Source organism: Streptomyces sp. MBT53, assembly GCF_016654115.1.
GTDB lineage: Bacteria > Actinomycetota > Actinomycetes > Streptomycetales > Streptomycetaceae > Streptomyces.
Window position 1 is genome coordinate 1 of record NZ_JAEQAZ010000199.1, and the last position, 14,845, is coordinate 14,845.

Annotated in this window: 13 protein-coding genes; 6 read left to right on the forward strand and 7 right to left on the reverse strand. The window is 69.4% G+C overall.

Annotation, left to right across the window (positions count from 1 at the left end; genetic code table 11):
- Positions 1 to 798, reverse strand: a 798-nt coding sequence (locus JHN45_RS42615) for a mechanosensitive ion channel family protein (protein WP_201054752.1), incomplete at its 3' end; no start/stop codon positions are given.
- A gap of 29 nt (positions 799 to 827) precedes the next feature.
- On the opposite strand from JHN45_RS42615, the gene JHN45_RS42620 reads away from it, so the two are divergent.
- Entirely contained in the window at positions 828 to 1,397 is a 570-nt protein-coding gene (locus tag JHN45_RS42620) for a dienelactone hydrolase family protein (RefSeq protein WP_201054753.1), read from the forward strand.
- A 15-nt stretch (positions 1,398 to 1,412) separates the two neighbouring features.
- Here the strand turns inward: JHN45_RS42620 and JHN45_RS42625 are convergent, their stop codons facing one another.
- From JHN45_RS42625 to JHN45_RS42645, 5 genes are all read right to left on the reverse strand, one after another.
- Entirely contained in the window at positions 1,413 to 1,736 is a 324-nt protein-coding gene (locus JHN45_RS42625) for an SH3 domain-containing protein (protein ID WP_201054754.1), read from the reverse strand.
- A gap of 96 nt (positions 1,737 to 1,832) precedes the next feature.
- Positions 1,833 to 3,494 (reverse strand): alkaline phosphatase, encoded by a 1,662-nt coding sequence (locus JHN45_RS42630; protein WP_201054755.1) that lies wholly within the window; start codon positions 3,492 to 3,494, stop codon positions 1,833 to 1,835.
- A 79-nt stretch (positions 3,495 to 3,573) separates the two neighbouring features.
- A complete protein-coding gene (locus JHN45_RS42635; protein ID WP_201054756.1) occupies positions 3,574 to 4,392 on the reverse strand; it encodes a DsbA family protein in 819 nt (272 codons plus the stop codon).
- 113 nt (positions 4,393 to 4,505) lie between these two features.
- Positions 4,506 to 5,198: a hypothetical protein gene (locus tag JHN45_RS42640; RefSeq protein WP_201054757.1), complete on the reverse strand. Its 693-nt coding sequence runs from the start codon at positions 5,196 to 5,198 to the stop codon at positions 4,506 to 4,508.
- Positions 5,199 to 5,266: 68 nt separating this feature from the next.
- Positions 5,267 to 6,607, reverse strand: a complete 1,341-nt coding sequence (locus JHN45_RS42645; RefSeq protein WP_201054758.1) for a DUF2252 domain-containing protein — start codon at positions 6,605 to 6,607, stop codon at positions 5,267 to 5,269.
- A 187-nt stretch (positions 6,608 to 6,794) separates the two neighbouring features.
- On the opposite strand from JHN45_RS42645, the gene dnaE reads away from it, so the two are divergent.
- Positions 6,795 to 10,334, forward strand: coding sequence for a DNA polymerase III subunit alpha (dnaE, locus tag JHN45_RS42650; RefSeq protein ID WP_201054759.1), 3,540 nt, complete (start codon positions 6,795 to 6,797; stop codon positions 10,332 to 10,334).
- A gap of 83 nt (positions 10,335 to 10,417) precedes the next feature.
- Here dnaE and JHN45_RS42655 read toward each other — a convergent pair whose 3' ends face one another.
- Positions 10,418 to 10,582, reverse strand: a complete 165-nt coding sequence (locus tag JHN45_RS42655) for a hypothetical protein (RefSeq protein WP_019067731.1) — start codon at positions 10,580 to 10,582, stop codon at positions 10,418 to 10,420.
- Between the two features lie 227 nt (positions 10,583 to 10,809).
- Here JHN45_RS42655 and JHN45_RS42660 point away from each other — a divergent pair, with 227 nt between their 5' ends.
- The 4 genes from JHN45_RS42660 to JHN45_RS42675 all read left to right on the forward strand — a co-directional run bounded on the left by JHN45_RS42660 (position 10,810) and on the right by JHN45_RS42675 (position 14,763).
- On the forward strand, positions 10,810 to 12,033 hold the full coding sequence (locus JHN45_RS42660; RefSeq protein ID WP_200714867.1) for an NYN domain-containing protein: 1,224 nt from the start codon (positions 10,810 to 10,812) through the stop codon (positions 12,031 to 12,033).
- A gap of 124 nt (positions 12,034 to 12,157) precedes the next feature.
- The gene (locus JHN45_RS42665; RefSeq protein ID WP_200714884.1) at positions 12,158 to 13,129 is read left to right on the forward strand and encodes an ABC transporter ATP-binding protein; all 972 of its coding nucleotides are present in this window, start codon (positions 12,158 to 12,160) and stop codon (positions 13,127 to 13,129) included.
- A gap of 64 nt (positions 13,130 to 13,193) precedes the next feature.
- Positions 13,194 to 14,021, forward strand: a complete 828-nt coding sequence (locus JHN45_RS42670; RefSeq protein WP_200714868.1) for an ABC transporter permease — start codon at positions 13,194 to 13,196, stop codon at positions 14,019 to 14,021.
- A gap of 34 nt (positions 14,022 to 14,055) precedes the next feature.
- The gene (locus JHN45_RS42675) at positions 14,056 to 14,763 is read left to right on the forward strand and encodes a DUF2567 domain-containing protein (protein WP_201054760.1); all 708 of its coding nucleotides are present in this window, start codon (positions 14,056 to 14,058) and stop codon (positions 14,761 to 14,763) included.
- The last annotated feature ends 82 nt before the right edge of the window (positions 14,764 to 14,845 follow it).

Sequence of the window (14,845 nt, forward strand, 5' to 3'; positions counted from 1 at the left end):
GCGCATCGCGTCGACGGGGGCCGAGTGGTCGACCTGGAAGTAGACGATGCCGGTCATCTGCGGGGTGCCGCGCGACCAGTTCTCGAACGGCTTGGACGTGAAGTACGACACCGGCATGGTGATCCGGCGCTCGTCCCAGGTCCGTACCGTGAGGAAGGTCAGCGTGATCTCCTCGATCGTGCCCCACTCGCCGTCCACCACCACGGTGTCGCCGATGCGGACCATGTCGCCGAAGGCGATCTGGAGCCCGGCGAAGAGGTTGGCGAGCGTGGACTGGGCCGCCACACCGGCGACGATGCCGAGGACGCCCGCCGAGGCCAGCAGCGAGGCGCCGGCCGCGCGCATCGCGGGGAAGGTGAGCAGCATCGCGGCGACCGCCACCACACCCACGATCGCGGCCACCACCCGCGTGATCAGCGTCACTTGGGTCCGGACCCGGCGGACCCGGGCCGCGTCGCGGGAGGCGCGGGCGTAGCGCGCGTACGACGACTCCACGATCGCCGCCGCGACCCGGATCATCAGCCAGGCGGTGGCGCCGATCAGCACCAGGGTCAGGGTCTGGCCGATGCCGATCCGGTGTTCCTCGAGGAGTTGCGCCTGGTCGTAGGAGCCTCTGAGAAAGGCTGCGCAGAGCAGTAGTTGGTAGGGGACGCGGCCTCGGCGCAGCAGGCCCCACAGGGTGGTGTCGTCGTGGCGGGCGTCCGCCTTGCGCAGCAGTAGGTCGGTGACCCAGCCGATGAGCAGCGTGAGGACCACGGAACCGCCGATGACGATCAGCGGGCGCAGTACGTTCTCCATGTGTCCGACCGTACTGGCACGATGGCTTCATGAACATCATGCTCTTCCACTCGACGTACGGACTCCGCCCGGCGGTGCGCGAGGCCGCCGACCGGCTGCGCGCCGCGGGCCACGAGGTGTGGACGCCGGACCTCTTCGAGGGGCATACGTTCGAGACGGTCGAGGAGGGCATGGCCTTCAACGACGGGATCGGCAAGGACGAGCTGCTGAAGCGGGCCGTGCTGGCCGCCGCTCCCTACTCCGAGCGCGGGCTCGTCTACGCCGGGTTCTCGCTCGGTGCCTCCGTCGCCCAGACCCTCGCCCTCGGCGACGAGAAGGCCCGCGGGCTGCTGCTCCTGCACGGCACCTCGGACATCGCGGCCACCGCTTCTGTCGACGATCTGCCGGTGCAGCTGCATGTCGCCGAGCCGGACCAGTTCGAGACCGACGACTGGCTGAGCTCCTGGTATCTCCAGATGGGCAAGGCCGGTGCGGATGTGGAGATCTACCGGTACGCCGGAGCCGGTCATCTGTACACCGACTCCGGCCTGCCCGACTACGACGAGGAGGCCGCCGAGGCCACCTGGCGGGTGGCGCTCGGCTTCCTCGACAGCCTGTAGCGGCTACCTACCGGGTCAGCACTTCTTGGGCGGGTTCACCAGCGACATGAAGTGCCCGGACCACACCCAGGACGTCGGCTGGGCGTCGTAGATCCTGTACCACATCGCCCCCGAAGGGGTGTTGGTGGTCGAGCACTGGATCCGCAGGGTCGTGCCCGCCGGCTCCGTGCGGTACCGCGTCGACGAGGACGTGGGCTGGGAATATATGGGAGAGCTCTCGGCCGTGACCAGGTTGACGTACAGCGGCGCCGCCGCGGCCGTGTTCTCCAGGGCCTGGGCGGACGTCGAGGTGAGCCCGGCGAAAGCCAGGGCGGCCGTGAGCACTGCGGTCTTCGTCAAAACACCTTGGGGGGTGGCCATTTGACTCCAATCGTGGTTGATCTTGACGAGTTGAATGTACACAGCAGTGTCTGGACCGCTCCAACTGTTTTCCGGCTACACGGGGTTGTACGTCCGCTCGACCTTCTGCGTGCCGCTGCGCGTGCGGTACGACCGCTCCCAGGACGAGGTCGCGGTGGGCGAGGTGCGGTCGGACAGGACGTAGTAGTCCATCTGCGCGCGGTCGGCCGTGATGTCGAGGACGCCGTAGCCGTGGCGGTCCGTGTCGACCCAGTGGACGTGCCGGTTGGCGAGCTGGATGAGCGGCGCGGCGAGCGCGGAGACCGTGCCCTCGGGCACCTTGACTATGTCGTCGAGGTTGTCCGAGGTCACCGAGGTGATCACGAACTCCGTCGCGGCGGACGGTGAGAGCGGGTACGTGCCGGCGTCCACCGGCACGTCGTTGGCCCAGGACATGTGGATGTCGCCGGTGAGGAACACCGTGTTGCCGATCGCGTTCGAGCGCAGATGGGCGAGGAGTTCACGGCGGTCGTCGGTGTAGCCGTCCCACTGGTCGGTGTTGACGCCGATGCCGTCCTGCGGCAGGTCCAGCAGTTTCGCGAGCGGCTTGAGCAGGTCGGCGGTGAGTGAGCCGATGACGAACGGCGCGATCATCACCGAGTTGCCGACCAGCCGCCACTTGGTGTCCGACGCCTTCAACCCGGCCTTCAGCCAGTCGAGTTGGGCGCGACCCGTGATCGTACGTTCCGGGTCGTCGACCGAACCGCTGCCCGAACTCGCCTGCTGCGAACGGAAGGAGCGCAGGTCGAGGAGGGAGAGGTCCGCCAGCTTGCCGAAGCGGAGGCGACGGTACGTGGTGCCCTCGATCGCCGGGCGGACCGGCATCCACTCGAAGTACGCCTGTTTCGCGGCGGCTTGACGGGCCGTCCAGGTGCCCTCGGCGCCCTCGGTGTGGTTGACCGCGCCGCCCGACCAGGCGTTGTCGGCGAACTCGTGGTCGTCCCAGATCGCGATCACCGGCGCCTTCAGATGCAGTGCCTGGAGGTCGGGGTCGGTCTTGTACTTGCCGTGCCGGGTGCGGTAGTCGGCGAGCGTGATGATCTCGTTCAGCGGTGCGTGCGGCCGTACGACCGTGCCGCGCGTCCCGTACTCGCCGGACTTGTACTCGTAGATGTAGTCGCCCAGGTGCAGCCAGGCGTCGAGGTCGTTGCGGTTCGCGAGGTGGCGGTACGAGGAGAAGTAGCCCGCCTCCCAGTTGGCGCAGGTGACGACGCCGAAGCGGAGGCCGGACACGTCGGCGTCCGCCGCCGGCGCGGTGCGCGTGCGCGCCGCAGGGGAGTCGGTGCCGCCGGCCGAGAAGCGGAACCAGTAGTCGGTGGCGGGGGCCAGGCCGCGGATGTCGGCCTTGACGGTGTGGTCGGAGGCGGCGGTCGCGGTGAGCGAGCCCCTGGAGACGACGGTGGTGAACGCCTTGTCGGTGGCGACGGTCCAGCTCACCTCGGTGTCCGGGCCGAGCCCGGAACCCGGGACCGACTCGGCGGTGGGCGTTACTCGGGTCCACAGCAGGACGCCGTCCGGGAGCGGGTCCCCGGAGGCGACGCCATGGAGGAAGGCGGGGGTCTCGGTCGCGGCCCCGGCGGGCAGTGCGGCGACGAGCGGGCCGGCCAGCACGGCGGTGGCGGCAGCGGCCTTGACGACCGTACGGCGGCGCGGGAAGGGCGAGTTGGCGCCTTCGGTTGCTCTGTATCGACTGGTCACGAGCGACCAGGTTACTGACCGGTATTAACAAGAGCGGGCGAACTCGTGAAGTTCGCCCGCTCTTCCACCGGCCGTCGGTTCAGCCCTTCAGGGCCGCGTCCACCACCCTGTTGAAGTCGGCCACCGTCATGGGCGCGTTGCCCGCGCTGTCGGCGGTCAGCATCTTGCCGTTCATGACGAAGCTCGGGGTGCCCGTCACGCCGTCCTTGTTGGTGTCGAAGGTCTTCGACATGGCCATCGCCCAGGCGTCGTAGGTGCCCTTCTTGACGGCGGTCTGGAACTTCGTGTTGTTCTTCAGCGCGGAGACCGTGTTGGCGACCTTGATGAGGTAGCTGTCGTTCTTGAACGTGTCGGTCGTCTCGTCCGGGTGGTACTTCGTCGAGTACAGCGCGGACTTGTACTCCAGGAACGCGGTGGGGCTGACGTTCAGCGCGGCGCCCAGGGCGCTCAGCGCGTTCTTGGAGCCGACGCCGTTGTCCTTGTTGTCGATGAACGTGCCACCGATGTACTGGATCTTGAACTTGCCGTCGTCGATGTCCTTGATGACGGTCGAGCCGACGGTCTGCTCGAACTGGGCGCAGACGGGGCAGCGCGGGTCCTCGTACTCCTTGAGGGTCTTCTTGGCCGTCGACTTGCCGATGACGACCGTCGTGCCCTTGGTGCCCGAGGTGTTGGCCGGGGCGGTGACCTTGGCGTCCTTCAGGCCTTCCCAGTAGCTGGGCTTGTTGCTCTGCACGACGGCGTAGCCGATGCCGCCGGCTATCGCGAGGACGCCGACGACCGAACCGGCGACTATGAGCTGCCGCTTGACCTTCGCGCGCTTGGCCTGGCGCTCGCGCTCGGCGCGCAGCCGCTCACGGGCCGCCGTCTTCGCCGCCGCGCTGTTCCGCTTGCTCATGGTGGTGATCTCCATCAGGGACGCGCACAGGGTGTGCGCGGAATACGTATGGGGGGACTACACAGGGGTGCTCGTGATGCTCGTGGTGCCCGGGTGCCGGTGCGCGGACGTGTTCAGACCGCGAGGAGGCTTACCGAGCACGGCGGTCCACGCCGTCCCAGGGAGTGCACCAGCAGCAGCTCACGGGCGGTGGCCGTACGGTGCGTGGTGCGCGGCAGCCGGCTGACCGCGGGGGTGCGCCGGCCCGTCATCGCGGTGACGGCGAGCAGCAGCGGCCGGAAGCCGACCGCCGTCGCCGCGCGCAGCAGTTCGGTCAGCGCGCGCTCGCCGCGGCGCAGATACGCGGCGGCCAGCAGCCCCACGCCGATGTGCGCGCCGAGCAGCAGCCAGGCGGCGGTGGCGTCGGTGTGCGCGAGCAGCGCCGCCGCCTGCTGGGGGTCGTCGGTCATCCGGGCCAGCGGGGTGCCCACGCTGCCGCCGCTGCACAGCACGTCCAGGCCGACCGCGCGCAGCGGTCCGGCGACCGGGCCGCCCGCCCTGCCGTAGCAGGCGTGCTGGCCGGTGGTGAAGACCGTGTCGGCGGCCAGTTCCAGCGGGATCAGCAGGGCGGCGATCCGGCCGAAGCCGCGCTCGCGTCCCGCCAGCGCGTACGCGAGCACGAACACGGTGGCCGCGATGGCGGCCACCGTGCCGAACGGAAGGGGGACCCGGGACAGCAGCACGTGCGACGCGGTGCTGAGCGTCACGACCAGTGCCGTGAACAGCGCCGCGCGTACGGCCCTGAGCTGGATCCCGGATATGTACATAGCGTGGGTGAGTCTGTCATGCGCTCCGGTAAGGGACCCTTAAAGGGTTCCTGTGAGCGTACGGATGGTTACAGACCCGGAATCCGGCCGTTGCGGAACAGGTCGACGAAGATCTGGTGGTCGGCACGCGCGCGCGTGCCGTAGTCGTGCGCGAAGTCGACCAGGATGCCCGCGAAGCCGTCCTCGTCGGCCGCGATCGCCGCGTCGATGGCGCGCTCCGTGGAGAACGGCACCAGCGACTCGCCGGACTGGTCGTCGGCCGCCGCGTGCATGGTGGCCGTGGCCCGCCCGAGGTCCGCGACCACGGCGGCGATCTCCTCCGGGTCGTCGATGTCGCTCCAGTCCAGGTCCACCGCGTACGGCGACACCTCGGCGACCAGCTGCCCCGAACCGTCCAGCTCGGTCCAGCCCAGCCACGGGTCCGCGTGCGCCTGGAGGGCGCGCTGCGAGATCACCGTGCGGTGGCCCTCGTGCTGGAAGTAGTCCCGGATCGCCGCGTCCGTGATGTGCCGGGAGACGGCCGGCGTCTGGGCCTGCTTGATGTAGATCACCACGTCGTTCTCCAGGGCGTCGCTGTTGCCCTCGAGAAGGATGTTGTACGACGGCAGCCCGGCCGAGCCGATGCCGATGCCGCGGCGGCCCACGACGTCCTTCACGCGGTACGAGTCCGGGCGGTCCAGGGAGGACTCCGGGAGCGTCTCCAGGTAGCCGTCGAAGGCCGCGAGGACCTTGTAGCGGGTGGCCGCGTCCAGCTCGATGGAGCCGCCGCCCGAAGCGAACCGGCGCTCGTAGTCGCGGATCTCCGTCATCGAGTCCAGCAGCTCGAAGCGGGTCAGCGAGCGGGCCGTGCGCAGCGCCCCCAGCAGCGGGCCGTCGGCGGTGTCCAGGGTGAACGGCGGCACCTCGTCGCTCTTCGCGCCGGTCGCCAGCGCGTGCACCCGCTCGCGGTACGCGGCCGCGTAGATCTTCACCAGCTCGGTGATCTGCTCGTCGCTGAGCGCCTTCGCGTACCCGAGGAGCGCGATGGAGCCCGCGAAGCGCTTCAGGTCCCACGTGAACGGGCCGACGTAGGCCTCGTCGAAGTCGTTGACGTTGAAGACCAGGCGGCCGTTGGAGTCCATGTACGTGCCGAAGTTCTCGGCGTGCAGGTCGCCGTGGATCCACACGCGCGAGGTGCGGTCGTCCAGGTACGGGCCGCCCCGCTTCGAGCCAAACTGATTATTTGCAGTGAGGTCGTGGTAGAAGAGGGCCGCCGTGCCCCGGTAGAAGGCGAAGGCGGAGGCCGCCATCTTCCGGAACTTCACGCGGAACGCGGCCGGGTCGGCGGCCAGGAGCTCGCCGAAGGCGGTGTCGAAGACAGCGAGGATCTCCTCGCCGCGGTGCTCGTCGTTGAGCTGCGGAACCGACATCGCTCTGTGCCTCCTGGTACGGGTGGTACGTGACATGTGACGGGTCTGTCGTCACTTTCCAACGCTTGAAGGTACGTGGGAGTGCCCGCCTTGTGTCAGTGGGCAGGCATAGGATTCGGTCTCGTCCCCCCAGACCGTCCGCTGCTCGTCGTCGATCGTTTCCCCTGCTATCCCTGGAGGCCAAGCCGTGTCAAAGCCGCCGTTCACGCACCTGCATGTCCACACCCAGTACTCGCTGCTGGACGGTGCCGCGCGGCTGAAGGACATGTTCAACGCGTGCAACGAGATGGGCATGACCCATATCGCGATGTCCGACCACGGCAATCTCCACGGGGCCTACGACTTCTTCCACACGGCGAAGAAAGCGGGCGTCACGCCGATCATCGGCATCGAGGCGTACGTCGCCCCCGAGTCCCGGCGCAACAAGCGCAAGATCCAGTGGGGCCAGCCGCACCAGAAGCGCGACGACGTGTCCGGTTCCGGTGGTTACACCCACAAGACGATCTGGGCGGCGAACAAGACGGGCCTGCACAACCTCTTCAAGCTGTCCTCGGACGCGTACGCCGAGGGCTGGCTCCAGAAGTGGCCGCGCATGGACAAGGAGACCATCTCCCAGTGGTCCGAGGGGCTCATCGCCTCCACCGGCTGCCCCTCGGGCGAGCTGCAGACCAGGCTGCGCCTCGGGCAGGAGGAAGAGGCCCTGAAGGCGGCGGCCGAGTACCAGGACATCTTCGGCAAGGACCGCTACTTCCTGGAGCTGATGGACCACGGCATCGAGATCGAACGCCGGGTCCGTGACGGCCTGTTGGACATCGGCAGGAAGCTCGGCATCCCGCCCCTGGTGACCAACGACTCGCACTACACGTACGCGCACGAGGCGACCGCCCACGACGCCCTGCTCTGCATCCAGACCGGCAAGAACCTCTCCGACCCGGACCGCTTCCGCTTCGACGGCACCGGCTACTACCTGAAGTCGACGGACGAGATGTACGCCGTGGACTCCTCGGACGCCTGGCAGGAGGGCTGCCGCAACACCCTCCTGGTCGCCGAACAGATCGACACCACCGGCATGTTCGAGGCCAAGAACCTCATGCCGAAATTCGACATCCCGGACGGCTACACCGAGGTCACCTGGTTCAAGGAGGAGGTGCGCCTCGGCATGGAGCGCCGCTTCCCGGGCGGCGTCCCCGACGACCGCCAGAAGCAGGTCGACTACGAGCTGGACGTCATCATCCAGATGGGCTTCCCGGGCTACTTCCTTGTAGTCGCCGACTTCATCATGTGGGCCAAGAACAACGGCATCGCGGTCGGCCCCGGCCGTGGTTCCGCGGCCGGTTCGATCGTCGCGTACGCCATGGGCATCACCGACCTCGACCCGATCCCGCACGGCCTGATCTTCGAGCGGTTCCTCAACCCCGAGCGCGTCTCCATGCCCGATGTCGACATCGACTTCGACGAGCGCCGGCGCGTCGAGGTGATCCGGTACGTGACCGAGAAGTACGGCGCCGACAAGGTCGCCATGATCGGCACCTACGGCAAGATCAAGGCCAAGAACGCCATCAAGGACTCCGCGCGCGTGCTGGGCTACCCGTACGCGATGGGCGACCGCCTCACCAAGGCGATGCCCGCCGACGTCCTCGGCAAGGGCATCGACCTCTCCGGCATCACCGACCCCAAGCACCCGCGCTACGGCGAGGCGGGCGAGATCCGCGGGATGTACGAGAACGAGCCGGACGTCAAGAAGGTCATCGACACCGCCAAGGGCGTCGAGGGCCTGGTCCGGCAGATGGGCGTGCACGCCGCCGGCGTCATCATGTCCAGCGAGCCCATCGTCGACCACGCCCCGATCTGGGTGCGGCACACCGACGGCGTGACCATCACACAGTGGGACTACCCGCAGTGCGAGTCGCTCGGCCTGATCAAGATGGACTTCCTGGGGCTGCGCAACCTCACGATCATGGACGACGCCGTGAAGATGGTGAAGTCCAACAAGGGCATCGACCTGGAGATGCTCGCCCTCCCGCTGGACGACCCCAAGACGTACGAACTGCTGTGCCGCGGCGACACGTTGGGCGTGTTCCAGTTCGACGGCGGCCCGATGCGTTCGCTGCTGCGCCAGATGCAGCCCGACAACTTCGAGGACATCTCCGCCGTGTCGGCCCTGTACCGGCCCGGCCCGATGGGCATGAACTCGCACATCAACTACGCCGAGCGCAAGAACAAGCGCCAGGAGATCACGCCGATCCACAAGGAGCTGGAGGAGCCCCTTGAGGAGGTCCTGGCGGTCACCTACGGCCTGATCGTGTACCAGGAGCAGGTGCAGAAGGCCGCCCAGATCGTCGCCGGTTACTCGCTCGGCGAGGCCGACATCCTGCGCCGCGTGATGGGCAAGAAGAAGCCCGAGGAACTGGCGAAGAACTTCACCATCTACCAGGCGGGCGCCCGGAAGAACGGCTACAGCGACGAGGCGATCCAGGCCCTGTGGGACGTCCTGGTCCCCTTCGCCGGCTACGCGTTCAACAAGGCGCACTCCGCCGCGTACGGCCTGGTCTCGTACTGGACCGCCTATCTGAAGGCCAACTACCCGGCCGAGTACATGGCGGCGCTGCTCACCTCGGTCAAGGACGACAAGGACAAGTCCGCGATCTACCTGAACGAGTGCCGGCGCATGAAGATCAAGGTGCTCCCGCCGAACGTCAACGAGTCGGTGCACAACTTCGCCGCCCAGGGCGACGACGTGATCCTCTTCGGCCTGGAGGCCGTGCGCAACGTCGGCACGAACGTCGTCGACTCGATCATCAGGTCCCGCAAGGCGAAGGGGAAGTACGGCTCCTTCCCCGACTACCTGGACAAGGTCGAGGCCGCCGCCTGCAACAAGCGCACCACCGAATCCCTCATCAAGGCAGGGGCGTTCGACACCCTCGGGCACACCCGCAAGGGCCTCACCGCGCACTTCGAGCCGATGATCGACAACGTGGTGGCGGTCAAGCGCAAGGAGGCCGAGGGGCAGTTCGACCTCTTCGGGGGCATGGGCGAGGAGGACACCAGCGAGCCCGGCTTCGGGCTCGACGTGGAGTTCACCACCGACGAGTGGGAGAAGACGTATCTCCTCGCCCAGGAGCGGGAGATGCTCGGTCTCTACGTCTCCGACCACCCACTGTTCGGCCTGGAGCACGTGCTGTCCGACAAGGCCGACGCGGGCATCGCCCAGCTCACCGGAGGTGAGCACGCGGACGGCGCGGTCGTCACCATCGGCGGCATCATCTCGGGCCTCCAGCGCAAGATGACCAAGCAGGGCAACGCCTGGGCGATCGCCACCGTCGAGGACCTCGCGGGCTCCATCGAGTGCATGTTCTTCCCGGCGACCTATCAGCTCATCTCGACCCAACTCGTCGAGGACACCATCGTGTTCGTCAAGGGCCGCCTCGACAAGCGCGAGGACGTGCCCCGGCTGGTCGCGATGGAGATGCAGGTCCCGGACGTGTCGAACGCGGGCACAAACGCGCCCGTGATCCTCACCATCCCGGCGACCAGGGTCACTCCGCCCATGGTCAGCAGGCTCGGTGAGATCCTCAGCCACCACCGGGGCGACAGCGAGGTCCGCATCAAGCTCCAGGGCCCGACCAAGACCACGATCCTGCGCCTGGACCGGCACCGGGTGAAGCCCGACCCGGCCCTGTTCGGCGACCTGAAGGTGCTGCTCGGCCCGGCCTGCCTGGCGGGCTGAGCGACGGACTCGCAGAAGTGACCAAGGGGCGCATCCGCCAACGGATGCGCCCCTCAGTCATTCAACAACCCTTGTCACAGGCCTCAGTTGTGGCCGAAGCGCTTCTGCTTGCCCTTGCGGGCCATGTCGCTCGGCGTCGCCTGGGATATGCGCTGTTCGGCCTGTGCCTCCATCGAGGACGACGTGGCCTGCTCCTGGGCGCGCTCGGACTGGGGCTGCTTACGGTCACGATGCTTGTTCTTGGCCATGGTGATCTGCCTCCTGAGGGGGGATCTAGGGGCCGGGACCGCGACCAGATTCACATAGGCTGACGAAGAACGCATTTCGGATAATTACCGTGTGTGACATGGTTGGTGCGAGACGGAAGCCCCGAAACGCCACGCCGAAGATCGAGTTTCGGGCCGTTAACCCCAGTGCGGTCGGGCAGACTCGAAGCGAGCCCGAAGCAAAACCGACCGGGAAGAGGGTGAGTCGCGTGGACCGCTGCATCGTCCTGGTGGACGCCGGGTATCTGCTGGGGGCGGCGGCCAGTCTCCTCGCCGGAGAGCCCTCGCGTTCCCGTATCACCGTCGATCACGCCGCCCTCATCCAGGGTTTGCGCGAGCGAGCCGAGTCCGACACGGAACGGCCCCTGCTCCGCATCTACTGGTTCGACGGCGCCCCCGACCGCGTCCCGCAGCCCGAGCACCGCAGGCTGCGCGTGATGCCCCGGGTCACCGTCCGTCTCGGTGCCCTGACCCGCAGCGACGGCCGCTGGGCGCAGAAGGGCGTCGACGCCGCCATGCACGCCGAACTGACCGAGCTGGCCCGTAACCGCGCCTGCTCCGACGTCGTCCTCGTCACCGGCGACGGCGACCTGCTGCCGGGCATGATGGCCGCCAAGGAACACGGCGTCGCCGTACACCTGTGGGCCGTGCAGGCCGCCGACGGGGACTACAACCAGTCCGAGGACCTGGTCGCCGAGGCCGACGAGCGGCGGGTGCTCGACCGGACGTGGATCACCAAGGCCGTACGGGCGAAGGATCTCGGCGGGGTGTGTGCGCCGCAGCCCGTGCCCAGGCCGGAGATCGCCGCGATCCTGTCCGCGCCGCTGCCCGAGTCGGCGCCCGCGACGCGCGAGCGGGTGGTCGAGGACGGCGAGCACGCGGCGGCCGAGGCCGGTTCGGAGAACGGCACACAGGAGCGGGTCCCCGCACCCAAGGGCGTGCCCACCCCGAAGGACCTGGCGAGCCTCAAGGCCCCCGGAGCCGCCGCGCCCGCGCCGCATCCCGCGAGCGCCACCCTGCGCTGGTCCTCCGACAAAGGGTGGGTCGACCGGCCGGGCGGCGCCACCGAACCGCCCGAGGTCGCCTCGATGCCGACGCTGGCGCAGCTGACCACCGCCGAGCAGCGCTGGGCCGACCGCGAGGAGGACATCACCACGGTCGGCGGCGACCCCTTCGAGGTCGGCCAGGTGTTCGCCCGCCGGTGGATGGGCCGCCTCGGCGACCAGGGCGCCCACCTGCAGAAACTCTCCGGAATGTATCCCCGCGTCCCGCACCGCATCGACGGGGAACTGCTCCGCTACGCGGCCCGCTTCGGACTCCTCGCCCACAAGGACGACCAGATCGACGAGCACGACCGGTACGCGATCCGCGCCGGGTTCTGGCGCGAGATCGACGTCCGCACGGCGGCCGAGCACGCCCCCGCGGGGGATTGACGCTCTTTACCGGGGTATTTGCGGTTCTCGACCCACCCGCGAACGGGCGGGGGCCGCGGACCCCGTAGTCTCGTCCCTTGTGAGTACGCGCGCGGGACAGGCACTTCGACACGGTGGGGATGTCGTGTGCGCGGTGCGCGGACTCAGCAAGACCTATCCGGCGGTGCGCGGACGACGCGGTGCGCCGGGCACCCCCGAGGTACGGGCCACCGACGCCGTGACCCTCGACATCCGCCGGGGCGAGATCTTCGGACTGCTCGGACCCAACGGCGCCGGCAAGTCCACCCTCGTACGCCAGCTCACCGGGCTCATGCGGCCCGACGCGGGCAGCGTCGAGATCCTCGGGCACGACATCGTGCGCCACCCGGAGCGCGCCGCGCGGATCCTCGCCTACCTCGGCCAGGAGTCCACCGCGCTCGACGAACTGACCGTGTCCCTCGCCGCCGAGACCACCGCACGGCTGCGCGGCCTGGACCTGCGCGAGGCACGGGCCGAACGGGACGCCGTACTCGACGAGTTGGGGCTCACGGCCATCGCCGGGCGGCCGCTGAAGAAGCTGTCCGGCGGGCAGCGGCGGCTGGCGTGTGTGGCCGCCGCGCTGGTCGGGGAACGCCCGCTGCTGGTGCTCGACGAGCCGACCACCGGGATGGATCCGGTGGCGCGGCGGGCCGTGTGGGCCGCCGTCGACCGGCGCCGGGCCGAGCGCGGGTCCACCGTGCTGCTCGTCACCCACAACGTCATCGAGGCCGAGACCGTCCTCGACCGGGTCGCCGTCCTCGACCAGGGCCGGGTCATCGCCTGCGACACCCCCGCCGGGCTCAAGGAACAGGTCGCCGGAGAGGTCCGGGTCGAGCTGGTGTGGCGGGAGAAACCGCCGCTGGACGTCCCGGAGGTCGCCGCGCTGCGGGACCGGGCCGTCGAGTCCGGCCGCCGCTGGACGCTCAGGCTCGCCCCCGAGGAGGCCCGGGTGGCCGTCGCCACGGTGACCGGCGGGGCCGCCTTCGCCGCCCTGGACGACTTCACCCTGGCCACGCCCAGCCTGGAGGACGTCTATCTGACCCTGGGCGGAAACGGACAGGGGCTGGTGAAGGCATGAGTACACGAGCTGTCGTATCCGTATGGGACAGGGCGACTGCCGGCGTCGAGAGGAGCAGCGCGACGTGAGTGTCGTATCCGCCGATGTTCTGCCGAGTGGCCCGCTGGCCGTGCCGGAGGCCGCCGGGGCAGGCGCTGCCGAGCTGGGGCCGAAGGCGCGACTGTGGCCCTCGCTGGCCGCCGTGTACCGGGCGCAGCTCTCCCGGGCGCGGGTCGCGCGGATCCCGCTGCTGTTCGTGGCGACCTTCCAGTCCGTCGGCATCCTGATCATGATGCGCGGGGTCGTCGACGGCGGGAGCCACGACGCCCGGTTCGTCGTCGCGGGCTCGTCCGTGCTGGTCGTCGCCTACGTCGGGCTCAACCTGCTCGCGCAGTACTTCGGTCAGCTGCGCGGCAGCGGCGGGCTCGACCACTACGCCACCCTGCCGGTGCCGCCCGCCGCCGTGGTGCTCGGGGCGGCGGGCGCGTACGCCTCCTTCACCGTGCCGGGGACCGCGCTCACCGCCGTCTTCGGGTGTGTGCTGTTCGGGCTGCCGATGGGCAACATCTGGATCCTCGCGGCGGTCATCCCGCTCGCCGGGGCCGCCCTCGCCGGGCTCGGCGCGGCTCTGGGGCTGCTTGCGCCGCGACCCGAACTCGCCACGCTGCTCGGGCAGTTGGGCATGTCGGCGGCACTGCTGCTCGGGGTGCTGCCCGCCGACCGGATGCCCGACGCGGTGCGGTTCCTGCGGGACCTGGTGCCGTCCACCTACGGCGTCGAGGCCTTCGCGCAGACCTTCGCCGCGCACCCCGACTGGGCGCTCGTCCTCGGTGACCTCGCCGTATGCGCCGCGGTCGGCGTCGTTTCGCTGGCCGTCGCCGCCTGGGCCTACCGTCGGGCCGCCGTCCGGTGACGCGCCGCACAGCCGGGCCTGGCACGATGGCGTTGTGACCGCACCGCTGACTCCGCCTCCGCCGCCGCGTGACCAGTCCTCGCACGACCCGTGGCAGCCGCCGGGTGACCAGGGCCCCCAGGGCGACCCCGGTGCCCCGAGCGCCGGGTATCCCGTGTACGCCCCGCAGGAGGCGTCCTACGGCTCGGACGGGCCCGGAATGAAGACCGAGCTGATCGAGGCCGCCGTCGCCACGGTCGTCGTGGCGCTCGGCGGGGTGCTGCTCGGGCTGCTGTGGTGGTGGCTGGCCCCGCATGTGCCGCTGGTCGGGGACGTGGTCGACAAGAGCTGGGTCGTCTATCTCAAGGACTCCGAGGGCGAGCAGGCGGTGGGGGTGGACGGAACGTTCACCCTGCTCGCGGTGGGTTTTGGGGTGCTGAGTGCGCTTGCCGCGTTTCTGCTGCGGCGGCGTGGGGGAGTGCCGCTGGTCGTCGCGCTGACCGTGGGTGGGCTGCTGGCCTCGCTGCTCGCGTGGCGGCTGGGGATGTGGCTGGGGCCGACGAAGGACGTGCTCGCGCATGCCAAGTCCGTGGGCAAGGGGGTCACGTTCTCGGCGCCGCTGAAGTTGGGGGCCAAGGGGGCGGTGCTGGCCTGGTCCATCGCGGCGCTTGTTGTTCATCTGGGGCTGACCGCGTTGTTCGGGCCGCGGGATCCTGAGCCGCAGGGTGTTTCGGCCGACGGGTACGGGGCGCCGCTGTCGTAGGGGCGGGGGGTTTCTTCGCCCCCGCCGCCCCTACCCGTCCCGTCACTGGGGGCTGCCGCCCCCAGACCCCCGCTTCGGCCTG

What these genes read in the sequence shown, in the direction of transcription:
- JHN45_RS42620 (WP_201054753.1), top strand. Translation starts at nt 828, where the DNA reads ATGAACATCATGCTCTTCCACTCGACGTACGGACTCCGCCCGGCGGTG.
- JHN45_RS42635 (WP_201054756.1), bottom strand. Translation starts at nt 4,392, where the DNA reads ATGAGCAAGCGGAACAGCGCGGCGGCGAAGACGGCGGCCCGTGAGCGG.
- JHN45_RS42640 (WP_201054757.1), bottom strand. Translation starts at nt 5,198, where the DNA reads ATGTACATATCCGGGATCCAGCTCAGGGCCGTACGCGCGGCGCTGTTC.
- JHN45_RS42645 (WP_201054758.1), bottom strand. Translation starts at nt 6,607, where the DNA reads ATGTCGGTTCCGCAGCTCAACGACGAGCACCGCGGCGAGGAGATCCTC.
- JHN45_RS42655 (WP_019067731.1), bottom strand. Translation starts at nt 10,582, where the DNA reads ATGGCCAAGAACAAGCATCGTGACCGTAAGCAGCCCCAGTCCGAGCGC.